General features: G+C 48.4%; 21 protein-coding genes and 1 pseudogene. 18 read left to right on the top strand and 4 right to left on the bottom strand.

The genetic code is table 11. The features are described 5' to 3' along the window. Nucleotides 1-203 precede the first annotated feature (203 nt). The 5 genes from yycF to F4V51_RS28510 all read left to right on the top strand — a co-directional run bounded on the left by yycF (nucleotide 204) and on the right by F4V51_RS28510 (nucleotide 5,873). Nucleotides 204-926: a response regulator YycF gene (gene yycF, locus F4V51_RS28530; protein WP_095290587.1), complete on the top strand. Its 723-nt coding sequence runs from the start codon at nucleotides 204-206 to the stop codon at nucleotides 924-926. Beyond that, nucleotides 926-2,776, top strand: a complete 1,851-nt coding sequence (gene walK / locus F4V51_RS28525) for a cell wall metabolism sensor histidine kinase WalK (protein ID WP_153980482.1) — start codon at nucleotides 926-928, stop codon at nucleotides 2,774-2,776. The genes yycF and walK overlap by 1 nt, the downstream gene beginning before the upstream one ends. After that, nucleotides 2,760-4,040, top strand: a complete 1,281-nt coding sequence (locus F4V51_RS28520) for a YycH family regulatory protein (protein ID WP_153980481.1) — start codon at nucleotides 2,760-2,762, stop codon at nucleotides 4,038-4,040. The genes walK and F4V51_RS28520 overlap by 17 nt, the downstream gene beginning before the upstream one ends. Before the next feature lie 276 nt (nucleotides 4,041-4,316). Further along, nucleotides 4,317-5,060: a two-component system regulatory protein YycI gene (gene yycI, locus F4V51_RS28515; protein WP_153980909.1), complete on the top strand. Its 744-nt coding sequence runs from the start codon at nucleotides 4,317-4,319 to the stop codon at nucleotides 5,058-5,060. A 6-nt stretch (nucleotides 5,061-5,066) separates the two neighbouring features. Next, the gene (locus F4V51_RS28510; protein ID WP_153980480.1) at nucleotides 5,067-5,873 is read left to right on the top strand and encodes an MBL fold metallo-hydrolase; all 807 of its coding nucleotides are present in this window, start codon (nucleotides 5,067-5,069) and stop codon (nucleotides 5,871-5,873) included. Here the strand turns inward: F4V51_RS28510 and F4V51_RS28505 are convergent. Beyond that, nucleotides 5,842-6,054, bottom strand: a complete 213-nt coding sequence (locus F4V51_RS28505; RefSeq protein WP_095290595.1) for a hypothetical protein — start codon at nucleotides 6,052-6,054, stop codon at nucleotides 5,842-5,844. The two genes, F4V51_RS28510 and F4V51_RS28505, sit on opposite strands and share 32 nt — an antisense overlap. Before the next feature lie 668 nt (nucleotides 6,055-6,722). On the opposite strand from F4V51_RS28505, the gene F4V51_RS28500 reads away from it, so the two are divergent. The 4 genes from F4V51_RS28500 (at nucleotide 6,723) to rlmH (ending at nucleotide 10,215) form a co-directional block, all read left to right on the top strand. Then, on the top strand, nucleotides 6,723-7,994 hold the full coding sequence (locus tag F4V51_RS28500) for a S1C family serine protease (protein ID WP_153980479.1): 1,272 nt from the start codon (nucleotides 6,723-6,725) through the stop codon (nucleotides 7,992-7,994). 277 nt (nucleotides 7,995-8,271) lie between these two features. Further along, nucleotides 8,272-8,793 carry a hypothetical protein gene (locus tag F4V51_RS29215; protein ID WP_236146668.1) on the top strand — a complete coding sequence of 174 codons (522 nt, stop codon included), beginning with the start codon at nucleotides 8,272-8,274 and terminating at the stop codon, nucleotides 8,791-8,793. A 282-nt stretch (nucleotides 8,794-9,075) separates the two neighbouring features. Further along, the gene (locus F4V51_RS28490; RefSeq protein WP_068964251.1) at nucleotides 9,076-9,243 is read left to right on the top strand and encodes a CxxH/CxxC protein; all 168 of its coding nucleotides are present in this window, start codon (nucleotides 9,076-9,078) and stop codon (nucleotides 9,241-9,243) included. 492 nt (nucleotides 9,244-9,735) lie between these two features. Continuing rightward, entirely contained in the window at nucleotides 9,736-10,215 is a 480-nt protein-coding gene (gene rlmH, locus F4V51_RS28485; RefSeq protein WP_095362209.1) for a 23S rRNA (pseudouridine(1915)-N(3))-methyltransferase RlmH, read from the top strand. Nucleotides 10,216-10,338: 123 nt separating this feature from the next. On the opposite strand, the pseudogene F4V51_RS28480 reads toward rlmH, so the two are convergent. From F4V51_RS28480 to F4V51_RS29440, 3 genes and pseudogenes are all read right to left on the bottom strand, one after another. Then, nucleotides 10,339-11,059 (bottom strand): annotated as a pseudogene (locus tag F4V51_RS28480) (SDR family oxidoreductase). Then, entirely contained in the window at nucleotides 11,043-11,345 is a 303-nt protein-coding gene (locus F4V51_RS28475; RefSeq protein WP_153980478.1) for a Dabb family protein, read from the bottom strand. The pseudogene F4V51_RS28480 and the gene F4V51_RS28475 overlap by 17 nt, the downstream one beginning before the upstream one ends. 252 nt (nucleotides 11,346-11,597) lie before the next feature. After that, nucleotides 11,598-11,729, bottom strand: a complete 132-nt coding sequence (locus tag F4V51_RS29440) for an NADPH-dependent FMN reductase (protein WP_323131795.1) — start codon at nucleotides 11,727-11,729, stop codon at nucleotides 11,598-11,600. Between the two features lie 185 nt (nucleotides 11,730-11,914). Between F4V51_RS29440 and F4V51_RS28465 the strand changes: the two genes are divergently transcribed. From F4V51_RS28465 to F4V51_RS28430, 9 genes are all read left to right on the top strand, one after another. After that, nucleotides 11,915-12,787 carry a helix-turn-helix transcriptional regulator gene (locus tag F4V51_RS28465; protein WP_153980477.1) on the top strand — a complete coding sequence of 291 codons (873 nt, stop codon included), beginning with the start codon at nucleotides 11,915-11,917 and terminating at the stop codon, nucleotides 12,785-12,787. Nucleotides 12,788-12,994: 207 nt separating this feature from the next. Continuing rightward, complete coding sequence (locus tag F4V51_RS28460; RefSeq protein ID WP_236146667.1) at nucleotides 12,995-14,011, top strand: AraC family transcriptional regulator; 1,017 nt, start codon at nucleotides 12,995-12,997, stop codon at nucleotides 14,009-14,011. Nucleotides 14,012-14,192: 181 nt separating this feature from the next. After that, entirely contained in the window at nucleotides 14,193-15,152 is a 960-nt protein-coding gene (locus tag F4V51_RS28455) for an SDR family oxidoreductase (protein ID WP_153980476.1), read from the top strand. A 195-nt stretch (nucleotides 15,153-15,347) separates the two neighbouring features. Continuing rightward, complete coding sequence (locus F4V51_RS28450; RefSeq protein WP_153980475.1) at nucleotides 15,348-15,548, top strand: hypothetical protein; 201 nt, start codon at nucleotides 15,348-15,350, stop codon at nucleotides 15,546-15,548. A gap of 123 nt (nucleotides 15,549-15,671) precedes the next feature. Then, the gene (locus tag F4V51_RS28445) at nucleotides 15,672-16,298 is read left to right on the top strand and encodes a DUF2306 domain-containing protein (RefSeq protein WP_153980474.1); all 627 of its coding nucleotides are present in this window, start codon (nucleotides 15,672-15,674) and stop codon (nucleotides 16,296-16,298) included. A gap of 319 nt (nucleotides 16,299-16,617) precedes the next feature. Continuing rightward, complete coding sequence (locus F4V51_RS28925) at nucleotides 16,618-16,986, top strand: hypothetical protein (protein ID WP_167301672.1); 369 nt, start codon at nucleotides 16,618-16,620, stop codon at nucleotides 16,984-16,986. Between the two features lie 178 nt (nucleotides 16,987-17,164). Beyond that, nucleotides 17,165-17,887, top strand: a complete 723-nt coding sequence (locus F4V51_RS28440) for a hypothetical protein (protein ID WP_153980473.1) — start codon at nucleotides 17,165-17,167, stop codon at nucleotides 17,885-17,887. A gap of 34 nt (nucleotides 17,888-17,921) precedes the next feature. Next, nucleotides 17,922-19,199, top strand: a complete 1,278-nt coding sequence (locus F4V51_RS28435) for a polysaccharide deacetylase family protein (protein WP_153980472.1) — start codon at nucleotides 17,922-17,924, stop codon at nucleotides 19,197-19,199. Nucleotides 19,200-19,329: 130 nt separating this feature from the next. Beyond that, entirely contained in the window at nucleotides 19,330-21,453 is a 2,124-nt protein-coding gene (locus F4V51_RS28430) for a bifunctional metallophosphatase/5'-nucleotidase (protein WP_153980471.1), read from the top strand. Nucleotides 21,454-21,619: the final 166 nt, after the last annotated feature.

Below are 21,619 nucleotides of genomic sequence, written 5' to 3'. Positions count from 1 at the left end.
TTTTCATGCTGTAAAATATTTTCAATTTGTAGCATTTGGATAGCTGGATCAGGATGTGACTGTCCTTCAGGTATGTTAAACTATACAGTAAAGATACACTTACAGATCAAATCGTAGAATTACGTTTGTCATAGAAGATAGGATCCAAAAAAGATAAAGACCGCTAGAGCGGATCAAGCAGGATATAGGGGTGAATACAGCCGATGCAGGGGAAGATTTTGGTGGTGGACGATGAACAGCCCATTGCGGACATTCTGAAGTTTAATTTGGAAAAAGAGGGGTATGAGGTCATCTGCGCTTTTGATGGCATTCGTGCAGTTGAACTGGCGTTATCCGAGAAACCGGATCTGATGCTGCTGGACTTGATGCTTCCTGGCAAGGATGGCATGGATGTGTGCCGTGAGGTACGCGCCCATCTGGAGCTGCCGATTATTATGCTGACGGCAAAGGACGGCGAAATTGATAAAGTGCTCGGCCTGGAGCTGGGTGCGGATGATTATGTAACGAAGCCTTTCAGTACGCGAGAGCTGCTCGCTCGGGTGAAGGCACAGATGCGCAGACGACAGAAGCCTGCGATGGCTGCCGAAGCTCCGGAGGACGACGAGAAGCAGGTCATGCGTCTGTTCGATCTTGCATTTGATATGGACATGTATACGGCTTATAAAAGCGGTGAACCACTTGATCTGACACACCGTGAATACGAGCTTCTCTATTATATGGCGAAGAATTCCGGCAAGGTCATGACACGGGAACATCTGCTGCAGGCAGTATGGGGATATGAATATTTTGGGGATGTACGTACCGTGGATGTTACGATCCGTCGTCTGCGCGAAAAGATTGAGGAGAATCCGAGCAAACCGGAAACGATTCTGACTCGCCGCGGGCTGGGTTATCTCGTGCGCAGTCCCAAAAGCGTGGGGATATAATGGGGCGTTTCTCGCGATTTTCGTTCTTCCGAACGATTCAGGCGAAACTGATTATTATCTATGTACTCCTGATTTTGATTGCAATGCAATTGATCGGCGTTTATTTCGTGAGTGCGATGAAGAACTCCCTGACGAGCAACTTTACCGAGGATCTGCAGGCACGGGCGGAGATGCTGTCCGTTCTTGTAGGCGAGACCATGGCTGGGGGAGAAGCAGAGCCTGGCGAGGACAAAACGGAAAACCTGCGCGTACTGGTGAACAATCTGTTCAACATTAACGGCGCCGAGATTCAGGTGCTGGACGCCAGTGGCAAAGTGCTGACCACTTCCTTGAGTTCACATTCCGATTACGTGGGTCGCAAAAATACCCAGACCGTTGTCAGCCGGGCACTGCAAGGCATCCGGGATAACGAGGAATATATTGTGGACGAAGACAATGTCCGTAAAAAGGTCGTGGCCAAGCCGGTCATGTCCGGCGGCAAGATCATCGGCGCGGTCTACATCGCCGCCTCCATGAACGAGCTGTACTCCACCATGGAGGGAATCAACAAAATTTTTATTTCCGGCATACTGATTGCCTTGGTACTGACCGCGGTGCTTGGCGTCATTCTGTCGCATACCATTACGCAGCCCATCAAGGAAGTTACCCGCAGGGCAACAGCCGTTGCCGAAGGAAACTTTGATCAGCAGACACCTGTATTCGGTACAGATGAGATTGGGCAGCTCAGCCGGGCGTTCAACTACATGACCAGTCGCCTGCGGGATGCACTCTCCCAGAACGAAGAGGAGAAAGAGAAGCTGACGTCCATTTTGACGAACATGAGTGATGGTGTGGTCGCGACCGATGAGTATGGCAAAGTGATTCTGGTCAACCGCCGGGCCAGCAGCATTCTGGGCATGCGTCCTGCGGATATCGAAGGCAGGCATTTTGCCGTATTGCTCGGCATTGATCCCGAAGATGCAGAAGCACTTGCAAGTGGTTTTACAGGCTCGACACTGCTGCAGATTGCACCTGCCGGGCAGGAGGAACCAGTGGTGATCCGGATGACATTTACGCCGGTTCATCGGCGCGAGCTGGGCATTACCGGAACGATTGCCGTGCTTCAGGATGTTACCGAGCAGGAGGAGCTGGAGGCATCCCGGCGCGAGTTCGTTGCCAACGTATCCCATGAGCTGCGTACGCCGCTGACGACGATCAAGAGTTATGCAGAAGCACTGGACGATGGTGCACTTGAAGACCCGCAGCTGGCAGGGCGATTCGTTGGTGTTATTCAGAATGAGACGGAGCGGATGATACGGCTGGTGACGGATCTGCTGCATCTCTCCAGGCTCGACTCCAAGGAAGCACTGCTGCGCAAGCAGCCGACGGATATTATGGACATGCTGGAGGAGGTAACGGATCGATTCTCATTCCAGATGCATCAGAAGGATATCCAGCCCGTATTGTCGGTCGAGAATGGCATTCCTGAGGTACCCCTTGATCGGGACCAGATTGATCAGGTCCTGGATAATGTCGTATCCAATGCGCTGAAGTATACGCTGGAGGGCGGCACGATTACAATCGCGGCCAGACGCAGTGATGAGCATACCCTTGCCATTTCCGTGTCAGATACGGGGATGGGTATTCCGCAGCGGGACCTCGATCGTATCTTTGAACGGTTCTATCGTGTGGACAAAGCTCGTTCCCGCAGCATGGGCGGTACAGGACTCGGACTATCCATTGCCCGGGAAATTGTTAGGGCGCATGACGGCACCATTTCTTTGGAGTCCGAAGTGGATGTAGGCACAACCGTAACGTTCACACTGCCTATGCGTGAAGAAGGGGGTGAGCACCTTGAAGGAACGGATTAAATCTCTGGTGCTCGCTTCTCTCGTTGCCGCCAGTCTGGTGCAGAGTTATTTTCTGATCTATCGTTTGCCCGGAGGCGGGGATTCGATTGTGACCTCTGAGACGAACTATGTGAAGACGGAGAATATGGGTCAGGAGCGAGATATTGAGGAACTGATCTTTCCCGATCAGATGATGATTCATATGGGAGAGGACAAGCATACCGTGTTTTACCCAGGCAATACCTTCTACCAGCTGATCTATTCACGTCTGCAAGGACGGACATTTGATGATTTTCAGCGGCGCACGGTACAGTCCGTGAACTGGGATCAGATCCGCAAGGATAACCCCGGCATTGAGCTGTCGTTCAAAGAAGGCATTCCGGTTGCCCTGCTGCAGCGAGTGATGCGGCTGGGTACGGATTCGTTGTTTCAGGGGGAAACCATTAACCGGATAGCGATCTATACCGCGAAAAATGAAACCAAAGCCCATGCCCTGTTCTTCAGTGCCAAGGGTGATGTTGTCTATGAAGCTGCTCAGGCGGATCTGACGGTACAGGATGTACAGCAGCATGTCGACTTTGGTACCAACTGGACACCGTACACGCTGACGGAAGGCGGATATTATATTCCGGCAGAGCCACTGGATGCGGTGGAGGCCGATGTGCCGACCGGGCAGTTCACGGTGGAGCAGATGCAGCGCAGCCTGTTCTTCGATCCCAGCATGACCCGCAATATTCGGGAAAAGGATGGGTCGGAGATCTATACGGACAGCAAACGAAGTCTGCAAGTGAAGCAGGATCAGCGCTGGATCAGCTATACCGACCCGGCTGCACCGCCTGCAGGCCAGATTGATGCAGCGAAGGACGCGCTGTCTGCGGTCGATTTTGTGAACCAGCATGGCGGCTGGAAAGGCCGCTCACGAATGATGCTGGATACCGTGGATAACAAAACACAGCTGGAGTTCCAACAGTATTACGGCAGTTTTCCGATTATGGACTCGGTGCAGTTTCGCTTTGGCACCATCAGTATGGAGATGCAGCAGGAGACCGTGTCCAGCTATGAACGCTCGCTGGAATACCTGAACGAGGGTGCCGAGACGAAGAAACCGGTGAAGCTATCAGGTGGAGACAAGCTGAAGGCCCTTATCGAAAAGGTTGCTGGGGAGAGCCGCCAAGTGGTAGATGTGTACCCGGCGTATCGTCCGTCCACGATTGAAGTCGGACTGAAGCTGATCCCTGTATGGGTCATCCGCTTCAGCAACGGAGAGGAAACCACTGTTTCTTGATAGGTTATAACCATTAAACATGCAGTTTTGCTGCACTGGACCACTACGCGGTCAGAACAACCTTCCGATCGCTGTTACCCCCGGATTTTATGAATTCTCTTCAAAGGGGAAATCCGGTGGTAAACGCGAACGCTCCGCTTCTTCAGGTTTATTCTGCCCTCTCCGTTATCGTGTAGCTTTTTGGTTTAAAGGCTATAAACGAACATGGCGCAGTGGGGAAGTGTGGATAGTTTAGTTAGGGTACCTCAAGAAGTAAAATTAACGGAGGTGAATGGTTTGGATTGGGGACGGGCGAAAAATGTATTGATCTATGCCTTCCTGCTGCTCAATCTGGTGCTGGGTTACCAGATTTGGATGGATGCACGGGAGACGGCCGGAGCCAATCTGGACTTCACCTCGCTGGCAGACAATACACAGCAGGCGATGGAAGAGAAGGGTATTCAGGTGCTGGCACCAATCCCGAATGAAACGCCGAAGCTGCCGAAGTTGTCGTATGAGTTTATAGAAGAGGACAAGACGGGAATACAGGTGGATCTGGAGAAGCCGGTGGACAGCAAGCTGATCTTCTCGCAAAGAGAGCTGGCGGATGTGCTGGCGGATGAAATTCCGCAGATTGGCACGTATCGGCTGGATCAGCTGATGACGGAGGATGGGGCGTTTGTACTTCATCCGCTAGTCGATGGGAAATGGCCGCTCTTCAATGTCAGTCTGGAGCTGTTCTACAGCGATCAGAAAATTACGGGTTACCGTCAGACTCCGGTGCGGATTACAACCGCAGAGGAGAGCGATCAGCAGGTGCTTCCGGCGCCCAAGGCGCTGGGAACGCTGATCGAGAACTTTTTGCCGAATGATGCAATTGTCAAAGACATTCAGCTGGGCTATTACGGCCAGTTGTTCAATTCCGATATACAGGTAGCGATGCCGGCATGGCGGTTCGTGCTGGAAAGTGGCGAAGTGTTGTACGTGCAGGGCATCAGTGGGGATGTATTCAGTCCCAAGACAGACAAACCAGGGGAGTAATGCGTTATGGGGATATATTTTACCGTGTTATCCAGCGGTTCGACAGGGAATGCCACAGTTATACAGCATGGGGGCACGTCCCTCATGATTGATGCGGGCCTCAGTGCGAAGCGGCTGGAAGCCTTGTTTCTGGAACGGGAGATTTCAGGAACAGAGCTGGACGGGATTCTAGTTACACATGAACATTCCGATCACATTAAAGGACTAGGCGCGATGTCTCGGAAATATAATTTACCAATCTATGCAAATACGAATACGTGGGCGGCATTGGAGAAGTCGGTTGGGGCCATTCCAGAGGAAAACCGGAGGGTGTTCGAGACGGGGGAGCAGCATGATTTTGGCTCCTTGCGTGTGGAATCGTTTGGCATCTCTCATGACGCGGCCGAGCCTGTGGGATACACGTTCGATGATGGCAGCGAGAAGCTGTCCGTCGCAACAGACCTTGGCTATATGAGCGACAAGGTTCGCGATGCGATTGCAGATTCCGATGTGCTTGTGCTGGAGGCGAACCATGATGTCGAATTACTGCGCATGGGGCGATATCCATGGAACACCAAGCGCCGCATTCTGAGCGACATTGGGCATTTGTCGAACGAAGCGGCAGGGGCAGCGCTCAGTGAACTGATGAACGGACGCATCAAGCGCACGTATCTGGCACATCTCAGCCGGGACCATAATATGATGGATTTGGCGAAAATGACGGTGCGTGAAGCGATGGAAAGCCGGGGCTGTTTTTACAAAGACAATGAGTTCAAACTCTGTGATACGTATTATGATCGTCCTACGCCATGGGATAGGGTGGGTGAGCCATAAAGCTGTCGAGCTCGGCGGCTTTGCGCTCCACTTCCTCGCGGGTCAGAATGCCTTTGTCGATCAGCAGCTCAATGATGGTGCTTAACGCTAGGGTATTACGATAATGTTCTTCCTTGAGATCGGCCAGCTTGGCCGCCATATGAACCTCATCCATGGCTGTGAGAGTACGCGTGCGTTCCATAAGTGAATCCTCCTTCTATGAACCTTCGAATGGGTCTTTTACTATTATTGTAGTCAGGCTGGATGGAAAACATTCCTCTTTTTGCCGCTATAATTTAAGTTGCGAGGCGTGTATGCTGAAGTCTGTGGCTTCCTGAGCCGAAAAAGTTCTTGGGAAATTGGAAAAAGTACGCTTAGCGAACCGGGTTTTGTGGTGATAGTTACTATGGATGTTTTATTGTAGGTCCGTTATTGGTAAACCTGCTTTAGCAGAAATTTGCGTCAATCTTCGTAATTATGCAACTTTTTTGAATTTGGCGTGTTTAGTATATATGGAGCCTTGAAAGAGAGGCTTGTTTGCTCGGGAAGTTGGCATGTCGTAGAATGCGAGAACGTTGCTGGTAGAGTCATAGACAGGATGGGAGTGTCCGTTCTGTTGTACATAGACGCTTCATTTCGGGATAGCGGGGATGCAGCGATATGCAAAACAACCTTGAAAAATGCTAGAAAGCATGGAAAACCGTTGGGGTCTTCACGTAACGGAGACGACAGAATGAACTTGGAGAAGCGAATCGAAAGGTTCATCTGTCGGCGGAGTGGGCTATGTGAGAACACCATCGTTGGCCATGCCACAATGATCAGGCGGCAGTCAGGATCTGGATGCGTGACAACGAAGGGGAGAGGATCACGATGGGATTGTTCGGAGACGATTTTTATTCAACCAAAGTATCAAGACGCGCCGAGCCTGTACAGAAAGGCAAACTTCAGATTATCCGCCCCGGTGGACGGGATCGCTGGCAAAATCCGCGGAGATCGCGCTCGGGCATCAGCTCCACCGTGAAGGTGGCAGTCATTAGTTCGGTAATCAGTTCCATCGTGACCGTCACGCTGTTTAGCTTCATCATGCAGCCCACATCTGTTCCTCTGGCCAACGCTACAGGCAATGGCGGGAATGGAGGTAACCTGCAGGCCGCGCAGGCGGCTGATCCATACGACCGGATTATCCAGGCAGCAGCCAAGGTGCGTCCTTCGGTCGTGAGCATCGTGAACCATAAGACGGGTAGCAGTCTATCCATGGAAGATTCGGCGCTTGGATCAGGTGTCATTTTCAAGAAGGAAGATGGCAAGGCCTATATCATGACCAATCATCATGTCGTCGAAGGGGCAAGTGATCTGGAGATCGTGACCGTCGAAGGCGAAACACACAAGGCGAAACTGGTCGGCAAGGATCGCGTAAGTGACATCGCAGTCATGTCTGTTGAGGATGACAAAGGCATTGGGCCAGTAGCGGAGATTGGCGATTCCAGCAAGCTTCAGCGTGGCCAGACGGTACTCGCCATCGGGAATCCGCTTGGCTTGGGCGGTACGCTGACATCCGGTATTGTCAGTTATACCGATCGGATCCTGCCCGTGTCCATTAATCAGGATGGTGTATACGACTGGGAGCAGAACGTAATCCAGACGGATGCTGCCATCAACGAAGGCAACAGCGGTGGTGCACTGGTTGATCTGAACGGCAAAGTGGTCGGCATCAATACGATGAAAATCTCGGATACAGGTGTTGAGGGCCTGGGCTTCGCGATTCCGATGAACGAAGTGATGAAAACCGTCGATTCACTGCTGCTGAGCGGCAAGGTGTCCCGTCCATACCTGGGCGTGTACACCGTTGATCTCAGCAATCCATATGCACCACTGGATGACGAGCAGCGCAAGGATCTGAAGCTGCCATCTCACGTCGATAGCGGTGTGGTGGTGCTCGAAGCATCCGGTCCGGCATCCGAAGCGGGTCTGAAGCTCAATGATGTCATTACGGAATTTGATGGGCAAAAAATTACCTCTACGCTGGATCTGCGGAAATATCTGTACGATAAGAAGAAGATTGGCGATACCATTGAAGTCACCTTTTATCGGGACGGCAATGCCGAGAAGGTTTCTGTGAAGCTGACCGATAAACCGGAGTAAAGGTAATCGGAAATGAATTTGGGCGAGAAGTCCCCTGCTCGTGAAAGAGGCAACACATCATTTATTTGGAATGGTGGAACCTTCTGACACGAATCGGGGACTTTTTTTTGTTTTCTTTCCGAATAAGCGGATTGAACCAGAGCCAAAGTCTCAGTTACAGAAGGGGTAGGCTATGATAGACTATTTTAAAACGTGCCAAGGTGCACGATTGTGCGAGTAACATGCATTTGTCGTGGTTGGGTTGAAAGATCAATTGGCAAGAAGAGGAGCTTATTCGATGAAACATTTGATGAAACCATCGCTCGGAGGAGCGGCTTTACTGCTATCATTATCCGTACTCTCTGCATGTGGGTCAGAGGTATCTTCCTCTGGATCTGCGGATAACAGCGGTTTGGAAGGACGGATTGCAAGTCTGGAGAAGCAGCTTGCCTCCCAAGGGGAGAAGAGCGTAGAACAGGATGAGAAGATTGCTGCGCTGGAGAAGAAGCTGGAAGAGCTGAGTAGTACGGTAACAGCAGTAAATGAATTAGGTGGGAATGGTTCTGCTGCTTCAGGTAATAACGGATCTGCCGGCAAGGGGGATGGCATACGGATTACCTTTGCTCAATATGAGAAGCTTGAAGTGGGTATGACGTATGATGAAGTGAAGGAGATCGTTGGCGGAGAGGGCGAGGCCCTGAGTGAAGCGGCGAATGCGGTCGTCTACAGTTATAAGGGAGCTGGCGATACGGGAGCCAATGCGATTCTGGCGTTCCAGGGTGGCAAGCTGCTGACCAAGGCACAATCGGGATTGAATTAAGAACGTTGGACTGGAAATTGAATGTGTTTGAACCATAGATAAGCGTTGTTGTATGGAATCATTGGAGCGTTCTCTAGGGACACAGAATAGTGTCGAACAAGAACGCTTTTTTGGTTTGATTTTTGCCGGTTGGGGAAGATTATTGGGGGTTAAACACGATAAATGAGGGATAGGGGTTTCTTTTCCACCCCAGGTGTGATAGAACAGAGAAGTGGCTATCCTATATGGATAAGCGGTTGTGAATCGGGAGCATAGCTGGTTACAGAAAGGATGCTTGAACGGATGTACGTTGTATGCAAAGAACACGTGGACATTGCCATCGACATGTTTGTCGATGAGTATGAGGACGCTCCGGATATTGTTGATCTGAAGGAGACGGAATTTGCCGATTGGGACCCGCCTGCGAAGTGCGCCGAGTGCGAACAAAAGGCCGAGTTTCTCGTCGTCTAGCGTACTGTGTAGGCATCCGCAGCAGAGGCGTCCCTTATGGACTCACTCGCTCGCCTGCCATCCGGTATGAACATCAAAGGCAAGAAGCAGGGAGAGCGTGTCGGAGCGCTCTTTTTGTGTTTGTGGGAGAATGGGGAGATGGCGGTATGTGCTGTCTGCTGTTCGTGGTTGAAGTCGGGTAGGGAGAGCCATTCTTTGAAGCGTAATGTAAGGAACCTGAGACGTCTTAAAAGGGATGATTCGGGCCAATATGTGGGGTTAACGAACCGTAGACACGCTATTTGCCGGAAATGAACTGTAAAGAGCCCTTACTTCCTTGTATTAAGGTGAGTAAGGTTCGCTAGCTGCGCATTAGTGGGGATTTGAGGCTGTATAAGGTGCGTGGGGTTCGGTAGTGGATCTGCGTTTAATAAGTGAGATTATAGGTGTGGGGAAGCACCGTTCATATAAATAGATACATATGGGATTGGATCATGAGGAGGAAATGGTTTTATGTTCATTCAGATTATTGGCGTAGGCAAATTAAAGGAAAAATATCTGACGCTTGGCATTCAGGAATATGCCAAGCGTCTTGCCCCGTACATCAAGTTTCAGATGATCGAGGTCGCAGACGAGAAGGCGCCCGACACCCTAAGCGAAGCTGAGGTGCGGGCCGTGAAGGAGCGCGAAGGTGAACGCATCCTCGCGCATGTGAAGAGCGAGGCGCATGTCGTTGCGCTCGCATTGGACGGCCAGCTCTGGAGTTCCGAGGAGCTGGCAGCAGAGATCGACAAGCTCGGCACGTATGGGACGAGCCATGTCGTGTTTGTCATCGGAGGAAGCCACGGGCTCTCCGATGAGGTGCTGCGCCGCGCGAAGCAGCGACTGAGCTTCGGGCGCATGACCCTGCCGCATCAGTTGATGCGGCTGGTGCTGGTGGAGCAGATTTATCGCGCGGTGAAGATCAATCGGAATGAACCGTACCATAAGTAGGGCGGAATTTTGAGGATTGAGGTACAGAGAGCGACTGTAAAACATAGAGCTATTATTGCTGAACACAAATAGCCTCTTCAGCGGTTTAACCGCGAAAGGGGCAAATGAAGTTTTTCCTGTAAGCTAAATAAAACTACCATTAGCACGGATTATTTGACCCGTAACCCACTGCGATTCGTCACTCGCAAGAAAGAGGATCACGCCTGCAATGTCTTCGGTCTCCCCGAGGCGGCCGAATGCGTTCATGTTAGCAAACCTTTGAATTTCTTCCGGAGTTTTGCCAACCGTAAAGAGTTCGGTATTAACAGAGCCCGGTGCCACAGCATTAATCGTTATATTTCTCTTTCCAAGCTCTTTGGCCAATTGACGTGTGAATTGTTCAACGGCTCCTTTGGAGCCAGCGTACAGACTGTAGGCCGGGAACATCTGACCGGTCACTGAAGTGGAGAAGTTGAGGATGCGGCCCTTTGGATTTAGATGCTTAGCAGCAAGCTGGCAAGAAAAGTAGGTTCCCTTGACATTAATCGCGAACAGCTGTCGTAATCCGCTTCCGTTACATCGCCTTTAGGCTTTGTGACGAAAATCCCTGCATTATTCACCACAATATCTAGCTTTCCGAACATTTTGATTGTTTCTTGATAGAGTCTCTCCAACTCGCTCGGACGGCTGATATCGGCCTGAATCGCTATTGCTTCTCCGCCGTTCTTTATAACATTCTGAACGACCTCGGCCGCCTGCTCCGAACGGTTCGCATAATTCATGACACCTTCGCGCCATGATTTGCCAGATTTCCTGCTATCTCCTTTTCTGAGGCGTTCAAAGGGGATTTAGGAAAATGAGTAATCCATAACGACGATCCCTTCGATGAATGCGCCGATAGATTGCAATAATTGTTGATGCAGGGGGTGCTGAATATAATCCCGGCAAGCCAGCTGGTCCTCAAAGGTAACTCGGATCCCCAGCGTAAAACCCTGCGCGTGCTCGATCTCCTCGGTTATGTTAATCCCGGCGCTAAGATCAACGACCCCCGGAATTTTTCCTTTAAAGTCATACGCGCGCTTCAATGCATCTTCCTTCACTTCAGCATAAACACCGGGCTTAAACTTCAATAGCACGATATGCTCAAACACTTGAATCCCTCCTAGGTAACGGTTTAGTTTCAACTTTGATGCCGCTTCAATTGCAGGATTTGTCCTTCATCCATTTCACGAAATTGTCGACTACGAGATCAAGGTACTTAATGGTAGGTTCGTCCGTAAGCTCGCCTTGCTCGTTAAAGCTTTTCATGAACCAGGGCGATGTATGCTTCATTCCCCGGCAGCAGCGACCCTCACCTGAAAATCAATAACCGGCTGTGGCGGAGTCGTCTCGATATCCTGATCCTAAAAAGGGAGATCCCGAATGTTCAACATATCCAACTGGAATAGATGCTGATAACGGTTCTGAATATAACGGGCTAACTTCAAGTTGTACGAATCTTTACGAATGCTCCCGACAATTGCAGCTACCTTCATTTTCATCACCTCAATGATTTCGAATGGAATTAAGCAGGTTCAACCGATCCGCCTCATTCATTCTTGCTATTCTCTCTAAGGAGGACATAGACTAGTGTACATGGGCCTAACAAGGCTAGGGAGAGATCTGGATATCGTAGGATTGGCAATCCTATGTTCATAAATAGATAGGAGGCATGGCGATCATGGCGAACAGATTGGACCGTTATGAGGAATTAGCTCGTTTTTTGCGTTCACGTCGTGAACGATTGACCCCAAGGGAAGCAGGATTGCCGGAATCCGGACGCAGACGCACACCAGGACTTCGTCGTAACGAGGTGGCTCTACTGGCAGATGTAGGATTGGATTGGTATACCTACTTGGAACAAGGGCGTCATATCAACGTATCTGCCGAGGTTCTTGATCGAATAGCAGAAGGGCTTCGGTTAGACGAAACGGAACGCAGGCATCTATACCATCTCGCCCGTAAGCAATTTCCCTTAATCGATACGAAACACCCCTCTAAGGTAACTCCGGAACTTCAACGTTTTTTGGATAGCCAATATTTGTCCCCTTCAAATGTCATGGATTCGCGAATGAACATCATTGCCTGGAATGAAGCCTACTGCGCATTGAATGGGGACCTCGCGATGATGTCGGATAGGGAACGAAATTTTGTCTGGATGACATTTACTTCTCCACGTTTCCGCTATGTCAAGGGAGACCAATGGGAATTGCATGCGCGACGGATCGCCGCTCATTTCCATGCCGGGTATGCGCGACACGGCGACGACCCTTGGTGGTCCGAGCAGTTCGAGGCGTTGTCCCAAGCTAGCGGGGAGTTTCGGGAATTTTGGGACTCTCATGAGGTTCTCGATGCCATTGATGCTCCCAAGACACTGCAATGTCCGAATCTGGGGATATTGAATTTTGACCTTGTGTCGTTTCAGTATTCGAACGATTCCAATTTGACCATTTCCACCCATGTTCCCCAACAAGACGGCACAGAGGAGAAGATGCAGCGGCTGTTGATCGAATATCGGAGCCGGCATTCAGACCCGCTTGAATCTTCTCAATGAGTTTAGTATGGAGACAATTATTTGATTTTGCTCTATAAGTGATACGCTGAGCCTCTCATTAGTAAAGCACATTGGGAAGCGATATCTAGAAATGCTATCCGCTTCGTGCCAGCACGGAATTCCCTCGGACTTGTAGAAGAGTAGACTTGAGATATCCATACTAATTTAACTTTAATGCTTAAGCTTTTTGGATGCCCCTGTGGTATCATGAACATGCCTATAATCCCGTTACATCTGAGGGGGAGGAAGTTGCTTGTGAACATGGCCAATAACCATAAATATGAGGATGTATCTGTATTAGATGAGGCCAAGTCAGCGCTAGAGGGTGAAGCAGCCCGGTTGGCAAGTTTGATTTACACGCATACTTCGCAGGATGGGACCTATGCTTCACCGATCCATGGTCTGTATGTGAACCGATATTCGCAAGTAGAAGCGGGGGATGATGTTCACACCATGTCCTCGCCGGCAATCTGCATTGCAGCGCAAGGGAAAAAGCGAATTTCCGTAGGCAAGGATGCTTATGAGTATAGTGCGTCGCGAATGTATATTGCCCCCGTTGCCTTGCCTGTTGCGATGAAAATCATGCAGGCCAGCCCCCAAGAACCGTTTCTCGGGATAGGTTTATACCTCGATCCGCAAAGGATTGCTTCGTTGCTGCCGATGGTATTTCCTAATGGTTTGCCGGAGGTTCGCAATCGCAGTGCGTGCTACGTCATCGAAGCAGATTTGGCCATGATGAATGCCGCTGTAAGATTGATGGCTTGTCTGTCCTCTCCCGATGATGCTCAAATGCTGGCTCCGTTGGTGAAAGACGAGATTTATATCCGCCTCCTCCGTAGCCCAATCGGTGTTTATGTTGCCGAGACTGTTCTTGCGGAATCGGGCATGCAGCAGGTTGCAAAAGCAATTGATTGGCTCCAAAATAACTTTTCCCAGCCGTGGAAAGTAGCGGATTTGGCGGAGTTGGTCCATATGAGCGAATCGTCGTTTCGCGAGTATTTCAGATCGGCTACTGCGATGAGCCCTCTGCAATATCAAAAGGTGCTGCGCCTGCAAGAGGCGAGGCGTCTAATGTTATCCAGCTCTATTGACGCAACTACGGCGAGCCGGCTTGTGGGCTATTTGAGCGATTCCCAATTTAGCCGTGATTACAGCCGATTTTTTGGTTGCCCTCCAACTAGAGATATCACAAGGTGGCGTCAGGACCAGCAACATTTGAAGTGAAACGCACACGTAAACGGCTTTTCAAACTTCCGCGGGCATAGAGCCTAGCGGATTTTTCTTTTTTAAGCGGCGGAATCTGTTGAATCAGGCAAAAACTCTGACGGAAAAGGCAAGGACCGCAGTGGTCAATCCCCTATACTTAGAGTCAACATTCTACCGATAGGAAAGGGGCTTTTTGAAAATGCGTGTATTGGTTACAGGGGCGACAGGCTTCATCGGAGGGGCGGTCGTTCGCGAACTTCTGGATGCCGGTCACCAAGTGGTTGGTCTTGCCCGTACTGAAAAAGCCGGTAAACGGCTTACGGCATTCGGTGCCCAGGTTCAAATCGGTTCGATTGAGGATGTAGCAGGCTTGCGCAAAGTGGCTGCTGCAGTAGACGGGGTCATTCATTTGGCCTTCTTCCACAAGTTCTCGCATGCGGGCCTTCCAACTCGGCTTAAGGTTTTATTCGGCGGGAATCCTCGTCATGTGGTAATGCGGTTTATGAAGGCTGCAATTGAGACCGACAGGCGAGCCATCGAGACACTTGGCACCGCCTTACCCGCCGGTGACCGGGCGTTTGTTGTCGCGATGCCTACGATGACGCTTACTCCCGGCCGTCTCGGAACGGAGGACAGCGCTGGGGATCCTCAATCCCAAGGTGGATTACGCATCATTTCTGAACATACCACCTTAGATTTGGCGAATCGGGGGGTACGTTCCTCGATTGTACGCCTCCCACCGATCGTACACGGTGAAGGAGATAAGACGGGCTTGTTTCCAAATCTGGTGAACATCGCTCACAAGAAGGGCTTTTCCGCCTATACAAGCTCCGGAACCAACCGTTGGCCATCCGTGCATCTACTGGATGCGGCGCGTCTGTTTAGACTCGCCTTAGAACAAGCTCCGGCAGGGTCACGTTTTCATGCGGTGAGCGAAGAGGGCGTTCCGTTTCAAGAGATCGCCACGGCTTTGGGCCTCCATCTGAACTTGCCAGTCCAAGGCATTGGAGTTGAAGAAGCAGGTAAACATTTCGGATGGCTTGCGCCCTTCACGAAAACGGATAATCCGGCGTCTAGTGCGTTGACGCAGGAGCGTTTGGGATGGAATCCAGTACATCCTAGCCTTTTAGATGATATTCGGAAGGGGTATTATTTCTAATTGTAAACCGAGAATGGATGTTTCGTGGAAGGGGCGATTTTGTTGTTGATTTCAGTGACACGAGTGCGAGTAAAGGGCATGTGAGTGCTCCCGTTTTTTATCTACCACATCGTTCGGTCAACGAAGCAACTGAATATGGCAGCCGGATTGCTACATTCCGACCTCACACGCGACAATTGGAGAATAGGTTGGACGATGTCGGTATGGGAGAATAAGGATCGCATGCTGGAATACCGCAATCACGGCAATCACGCCAAGGCCATGCGGATCGCACGCCGAATTGGCGATGAATTTGATGCCGCCCACGGGGATGCCTATACTATTCCTTGCTGGGAGGAAGCGAAGATCCGTTTGCATCAAAAGTACGGCAGGAAACTGGACCAGAACAAGCGGTGAATTGCGTCCCTTTCAACCCCAAGCTTGTGCCTCAATCGAGAAGATCGGTATTGATCCTATAGCTACTATAGGGTTTAAGGGGGCAACAGCTTCACAGTGCATCAACGGAGGAGGATAATTCATATGGAAAATAAGATGATTCGGGCACTCGTTCTCATTCTAGCATTTTCGATTGCCGGATACGCAATTGTTCAGTATGGCGTGCTTAAAGCTAGTGATGCCGGACTTGTCTCTTTCAAATTGCAAAAGCCGAATTTTGAACTCAAACCATGGATATATGTACTATACATTCATATTTTTACTGCTATATTTGCCTTGATCATAGGACCCTTTCAACTATTTATGAAGCCAACAAATGCTAGGAAACGTTGGCATCGCCTATTGGGGTATGGATATGTTCTTTCGATTACAGTTAGTGGGATCGTGAGTGTGTATTTATCCGTTTTTGCCACAGGAGGTTGGATTGCCGGGCTTGGGTTCATGTCGCTCGATGTATTGTGGGTTGTGACTACGCTTACTGCTACGAGAAAAATTATGGCCAAAGACATCCAAGCTCATAAAGCATGGATGCTTCGCAGTTATGCGCTTACTTTTGCAGCTGTCACGCTTCGAATCTGGTTAGCGCCGCTGGCTCTTCTGTTTGGCGATTTCGAGGCGGCGTTTCGGGTTGTCGCTTGGATTTGTTGGATTCCTAATCTGCTCGTCATTGAAGCCGTGATTTCCAGAATGAGGTTGCGGCATCGGCAATGATTCACTACTGGCATGCCAAAAACGATCCGTAAAACCGCGCATCCATGGCGCGGTTTTATTTTGCGTTGGGTGGAATGAGTATTTTAATGGAATTTATTCATATCTGATGTTTATAGGCTTCGAGAAAATTTAAATTTCAACATTAGAGTGATACGGTGAACCGTACCATAAGTAGCCCGAAATCCTTACATCATAGGTACCATTTAAAGCCCATGCTTCGAAGGCAAATTTAGCATTCGTAAAAAAGTAGTCTCGAGAGTTTCTTCGACGAGAGCTTTAAGAGGGATGCTTTACTATATTCTTAAAAAGGAGAATGGAGATGACCGCAAAATTAACCTTGAATTATACGGATGGAGATTTCATAGAAAAGATAGAAATACCCATTTACGATGAGTATCGTAAGAATACCTCTTTTGGGCTGTATCATTTAAATCGCAACCCTGCCCTTACTGTTCACAAAGAGCTACTTGTTATCGATAAGTCAGGCATTACCCCTGAATCGATGTTTCAAAGTGTTATAGAATTTTGTGAGAAAATTATTCCTTATTTATTAAGTAGGAAGAATAAGTCCCTATTTCTATATGGGGAGTACTACGATGCAGAAAAGGATAAGATGATCGAGATTGATGATATAGAGATTCTCTGTTTCATAGGCGGAGAAGCCACCGCACAAGAAGAAAAAAAGTAATTTAGGTTAAAAGTCAGAGACGATGGAGCGATATCCACGTCTCTTTTTTCTGCGCTCAGAACTTGTAAATATTATTGAACATATTAAGAAATACAAGTGAATTTCCGATAATTAATATGCAGTAATATTTCATGAATCGACATTTATCAACATTTTCTTAGAAAAGGTGATTTAATATATGTTTTCACCGTTCCAAAAGAAGAAGAGTAGACTTGAGCAGCAATCGAGAGAGGACCTTGGCATAAAGAGGGACTTGGACGAGCCGCAAGAGGAAGGTTCACAAAATTCGACTACTTCCGAAGTAAAGGAAGAGCATTCAGGTTCTGTTTTAATAAATAAGGCCCATATGGACAAAAGCTCGCTTGATCTATTGTTCGCCGTAGAGCAGATGATTAAGGATAAGCAGCATGTCGAGATGAGCCATAACGATGTACAGGATCGACTAAACCATGCGAACGGACAAAATGATCGCTTGAACAGAGATCTAAAGAACTTGGGCAAGGTCATTGAGGAGCGGGAGAAGAGCATTTTGGAGCTGGAGCGGAAATTGGCCGATAAGAACTTGAAGGTTGATCAGATGCTGGAAGACTATCGGGAGCTCCAATCGAATATGTCTGGTCAAAATGAGGAGCTAAAAGGTGTCATTGAACTCGAACGCCAGAATTATGCTGGCCTGCTTCAGAAACACAATGAGATGATTACCGATAAGAATAAGAGAATCAGCGAGCTTGAGGAGAAGAATGTAAGATCTGAATCCGAGCTCACTCAAATGAAGCAGAAATTCGATACTCTTCGCCAGGAGAAAACGCATCTGCTTAATGTGGTAAATGACTTTACGAACAGACTGACATCTCCGTTTGCATCGAACGCTGGGAAAACCGAGGAATCTCCAAACGATTAAAAGTGATGTCTGATCGGAAGAGAGGACGAGTGGTATGGAGACATACATTACGCAGGTAATAGAGCTGTTATCGCTTGGGAAGACCGCGGATGGTGTACATCAGATCACGGTCGTTGTGACCCAAGATGATAGGCAAGCTACATACGAAATGGTTATTGATGAGTTTACATATATTGGACTTGAAGTGTTACAGCCCATGAACGGAGACAGGATCAGACTCTCTCCTTATGCCAAGTGGGATCCTTACCGAAATACCTTGTATAGTTCCATAACCAGATCCACAGATGTTTCCCGGGATGTGCAGTATTTTGCGTGCAGTGAAGCATACATAAATGAAATAAAGCGGATCAGGAACTTTCCGTCCGTAGTGATGGAAGATGGAGGGCAGGGAGACAGCATAGAGGAACCCGCTCAGCAGCGGACGCATCTCCTGCGGCAATTCTCTGTACACATGCCTAAGATACTCGTTCTGTTTCTGTTCACTGCCGGCTTGCTGATTGTTCTATCTATCACTTCGAAAGGGAATGACAACTCTGCAGATTCATTTAGCAGTCCAGTCGGAGTGGCACAGGCAGAGGAAAAGACAGATGCTCCAAAATCAGCGGTGGATCCTGTATCTATAAGCAATACATACAAGTCCAAAGTCACCGATGCGGCTGCGAGAACGGAACAATTGGTCATATCTCAAGTATCGGATCGGCCTAGTACCAATCAAGCATTCGTTGAAGTCATCGATATTGATGAAAAGGAGTCCTTCTTTGGTTTACCGAAGGGGTATGTGGCTTTAACCTTTGATGATGGACCTTCAGCGCTTACGAAGCAGTTTGTGGACATTCTGACAGAACAGAAGGTAGCGGCAACATTCTTATTCGTAGGGCAGAAGGTGGAACGCAATCGGGACGCCGTTATCTATGCGAGTGAACATGGAATGGGGATCGGAAATCATTCCTGGGATCACAGTTTGCTTCCGAAAGCTACTCCTCAGGATCAGAGCGAAAGCTTGTCGAAGACAAACAGCGTTATAGAATCACTGACGCATAATACGGTTACATTGTTCCGGCCACCATACGGTGCGATAAACAACGAACTTGTCTCCGAGGTCAAGAAGTTGAATATGAAGACTCTCCTATGGAATCGGGATCCAGAGGACTGGAATGCGAAGAAGCCAGAGGACATCATTCGATACTTTCACCAGGTGGAAGCTGCTGGGGGCGTATATGTGCTGCACGAGAACAAGAACACACTAGAAGCACTGCCCGCTATTCTAAAACACTTAAAAGAAAAGAACTTGAAGTTTGTCATCTTCCAATAAAATAGACCCGCTTCCTTCTCTATCAATCTTCCAAAATTTTTACATCCATTTGATAGTATTCGCGATTTTTATGACTTGGTTTATGTTAAAATATCTCAGGATCAGAAATTGGAGAGGGGTTTTTTAACTCATGTCATGGAAAAAAGTTTTGGGGAAAAGCACCATTCGTGTGGCAACGACTGCACTATTACTTTCTCAACTATTCGGTGCGGTAGGTCCTGTCTCTGCTGCAGGCACAGATGTAGAAGTACACTTGATCGGAATTAATGACCTGCATGGTCAGCTCGATACCACATCAATGGTTGGTGATAAAAAGGCAGGAACAGCTCCAATTCTAGCTACATATCTGAAAGAAGCTCAAGCCAAATATGAAAACTCCCTACTCTTCCATAATGGAGACTCTGTTGGTGCATCAGCGCCAGTTTCTTCTTTGGATCGTGATGAGCCTACGATGGAATGGATGAACATGATGGGCTTCGATGTAGGTTCTCTTGGCAACCATGAGTTCGACCAAGGGATTGCTGCATTAAAAGCACAAATCTTTGGTGGCCTTGATCCAAAAGAAGGCAAAGTGACTCATGCTGGAGCAAAATTTGATTATGTAAATGCAAATGTCATCGAGACTGCCACGGGCAAAACGTTAATTAAACCATATGTGATTAAAGAAGTAGGCGGCGTCAAAATCGGATTTATCGGATTGGTGACGAAATCTACACCGGCTAAAGTTTCCCCATCGGGTACAGCAGGCGTGCGTTTCTTAAGTGCTGAAGAAGAAGTGGAAGCGGTTAATAAATATTCTAAAGAATTGCAAGATCAAGGTGTTGAAACGATCATCGTTCTGGCGCATGACCCAGCAACAACCAAAGAAGGCGTAACTACTGGAGAAGCAGCTGATTTGGCAAAAGCTCTGCCAGCAGACTCTCCTGTTGACGTCATCGTTGCAGGTGACAATCACGCTTTGGCTAACGGTGAAGTGAATGGAAAATTGATTGTTCAAGCGTATTCTTATGGTACAGCATTTGAAGATATTAAGTTGATGATCGACCCGACGACTGGGGATGTAACTGAAAAATCAGCTACAGTGACAACAACTTTCCAAGAGGGTGTAAAAGAAGACCCTGAATCTTTGGCAATTATAAAAAAATCATTGGACAAGCATCCTGAGCTAACCAAGCCAGTGGGTACAACAGATGGTTCTATCACTCGCACAGATGCCTACAATAACGAAGCACCTCTGGGGAACCTCATTGCGGATGCAATGCGTCAAGCCGACTTCGGGGATAACGCAAGCGAAGCTGACTTTGCATTTATGAACCCAGGTGGTATTCGTGCAGATCTGCCAGAAGGCGATGTGACTTTTGCTGATCTTGCTAAAATCCAACCGTTTGGCAATACTCTAGTAAAACTGGAGCTGACAGGTGAGCAAATTCAAACCTTGTTGGAACAACAATGGGGAACCAATGCGGATGGTACGCCAAACACCAAAACACTACAAATCTCTGGTTTAAAATATACAGCAGATTTCAATAAGCCAGTTGAGGAACGTGTAACTAGTCTTAGCCTTGAAGATGGTACTGCTATTGATCCTGCCAAAACATATACAGCTGTAGTGAACAACTTTATGGCAGCAGGTGGAGATAACTATAAAGTACTGGTGGATGCTAAATCATCCCTGGCCGGTCCTATCGATCTGGATGTATTCTATCAATATATTGTAGATGCATATAAAGGCGGCGCGATTCAAGCGAAAACAGAAGGACGCATTACGAACATCGCTGCACCTGCAGAGCAACCAGAAACACCGGTAACAATAGAATTCATTTCACGTGCTGAATTTGTAAGTGCGCTAGTAGACATGTTGAAACTAAACGAAGTTGCTACAGCACCTGCATTCAAGGATGTGGCTGCTGACGCGGCATATGCAGATGCCATCGCTGAAGCTGCTCACGCTGGATTCATTCAAGGCTTTGGCGGCAACTTCAATCCTGACCGTAATATTACTCGTGAAGAAGCAGCTACTATTCTTGCTAAATTGTTGAAAAATCCAGCCTTGGATAAAGAGGCTACTGCCATTATTGCTGGTTACAAAGATGGTAAATCCGTATCTGCCTATGCAGTTAAATCCTTGGCACAATTGATTGAGCAAGGTATTCTTGAAGCGGCAGAGAACAATTCACTCGAGCCAAAACAAGGCCTCTCCAATAACGATGCCAAAGCTCTCATTCAAAAAGCAGTGGCAGCAAAAGCTTCATAATATAGAACGTATTCAAACCATATAAGCCTCGCAAAGCATAGAAAAGTATTTGTTAATAGAAGGTTTGCATGTCAGATAAATGTTTCAAAATGAATTGCTATATTAAATCTATAGTCCTCGAACCACCTGTTAATTACGGGTGGTTCTTTTTATTTTAATCAATCTA

Source organism: Paenibacillus xylanilyticus, from assembly GCF_009664365.1.
Taxonomy (GTDB): domain Bacteria; phylum Bacillota; class Bacilli; order Paenibacillales; family Paenibacillaceae; genus Paenibacillus; species Paenibacillus xylanilyticus_A.
The sequence above is the reverse complement of the archived record's forward strand: the minus strand, read 5'-3'. Positions and strand labels throughout refer to the sequence as shown.

Bases quoted from the DNA above. Each gene is read 5' to 3' on its own strand.
- yycF (WP_095290587.1), top strand. From the start codon at position 204: ATGCAGGGGAAGATTTTGGTGGTGGACGATGAACAGCCCATTGCGGAC.
- walK (WP_153980482.1), top strand. From the start codon at position 926: ATGGGGCGTTTCTCGCGATTTTCGTTCTTCCGAACGATTCAGGCGAAA.
- F4V51_RS28510 (WP_153980480.1), top strand. From the start codon at position 5,067: ATGGGGATATATTTTACCGTGTTATCCAGCGGTTCGACAGGGAATGCC.
- F4V51_RS28505 (WP_095290595.1), bottom strand. From the start codon at position 6,054: ATGGAACGCACGCGTACTCTCACAGCCATGGATGAGGTTCATATGGCG.
- F4V51_RS28500 (WP_153980479.1), top strand. From the start codon at position 6,723: ATGGGATTGTTCGGAGACGATTTTTATTCAACCAAAGTATCAAGACGC.
- F4V51_RS29215 (WP_236146668.1), top strand. From the start codon at position 8,272: ATGAAACATTTGATGAAACCATCGCTCGGAGGAGCGGCTTTACTGCTA.
- F4V51_RS28490 (WP_068964251.1), top strand. From the start codon at position 9,076: ATGTACGTTGTATGCAAAGAACACGTGGACATTGCCATCGACATGTTT.
- rlmH (WP_095362209.1), top strand. From the start codon at position 9,736: ATGTTCATTCAGATTATTGGCGTAGGCAAATTAAAGGAAAAATATCTG.
- F4V51_RS29440 (WP_323131795.1), bottom strand. From the start codon at position 11,729: ATGAAGGTAGCTGCAATTGTCGGGAGCATTCGTAAAGATTCGTACAAC.
- F4V51_RS28465 (WP_153980477.1), top strand. From the start codon at position 11,915: ATGGCGAACAGATTGGACCGTTATGAGGAATTAGCTCGTTTTTTGCGT.
- F4V51_RS28460 (WP_236146667.1), top strand. From the start codon at position 12,995: ATGAACATGCCTATAATCCCGTTACATCTGAGGGGGAGGAAGTTGCTT.
- F4V51_RS28455 (WP_153980476.1), top strand. From the start codon at position 14,193: ATGCGTGTATTGGTTACAGGGGCGACAGGCTTCATCGGAGGGGCGGTC.
- F4V51_RS28450 (WP_153980475.1), top strand. From the start codon at position 15,348: ATGTCGGTATGGGAGAATAAGGATCGCATGCTGGAATACCGCAATCAC.
- F4V51_RS28445 (WP_153980474.1), top strand. From the start codon at position 15,672: ATGGAAAATAAGATGATTCGGGCACTCGTTCTCATTCTAGCATTTTCG.
- F4V51_RS28925 (WP_167301672.1), top strand. From the start codon at position 16,618: ATGACCGCAAAATTAACCTTGAATTATACGGATGGAGATTTCATAGAA.
- F4V51_RS28440 (WP_153980473.1), top strand. From the start codon at position 17,165: ATGTTTTCACCGTTCCAAAAGAAGAAGAGTAGACTTGAGCAGCAATCG.
- F4V51_RS28435 (WP_153980472.1), top strand. From the start codon at position 17,922: ATGGAGACATACATTACGCAGGTAATAGAGCTGTTATCGCTTGGGAAG.
- F4V51_RS28430 (WP_153980471.1), top strand. From the start codon at position 19,330: ATGTCATGGAAAAAAGTTTTGGGGAAAAGCACCATTCGTGTGGCAACG.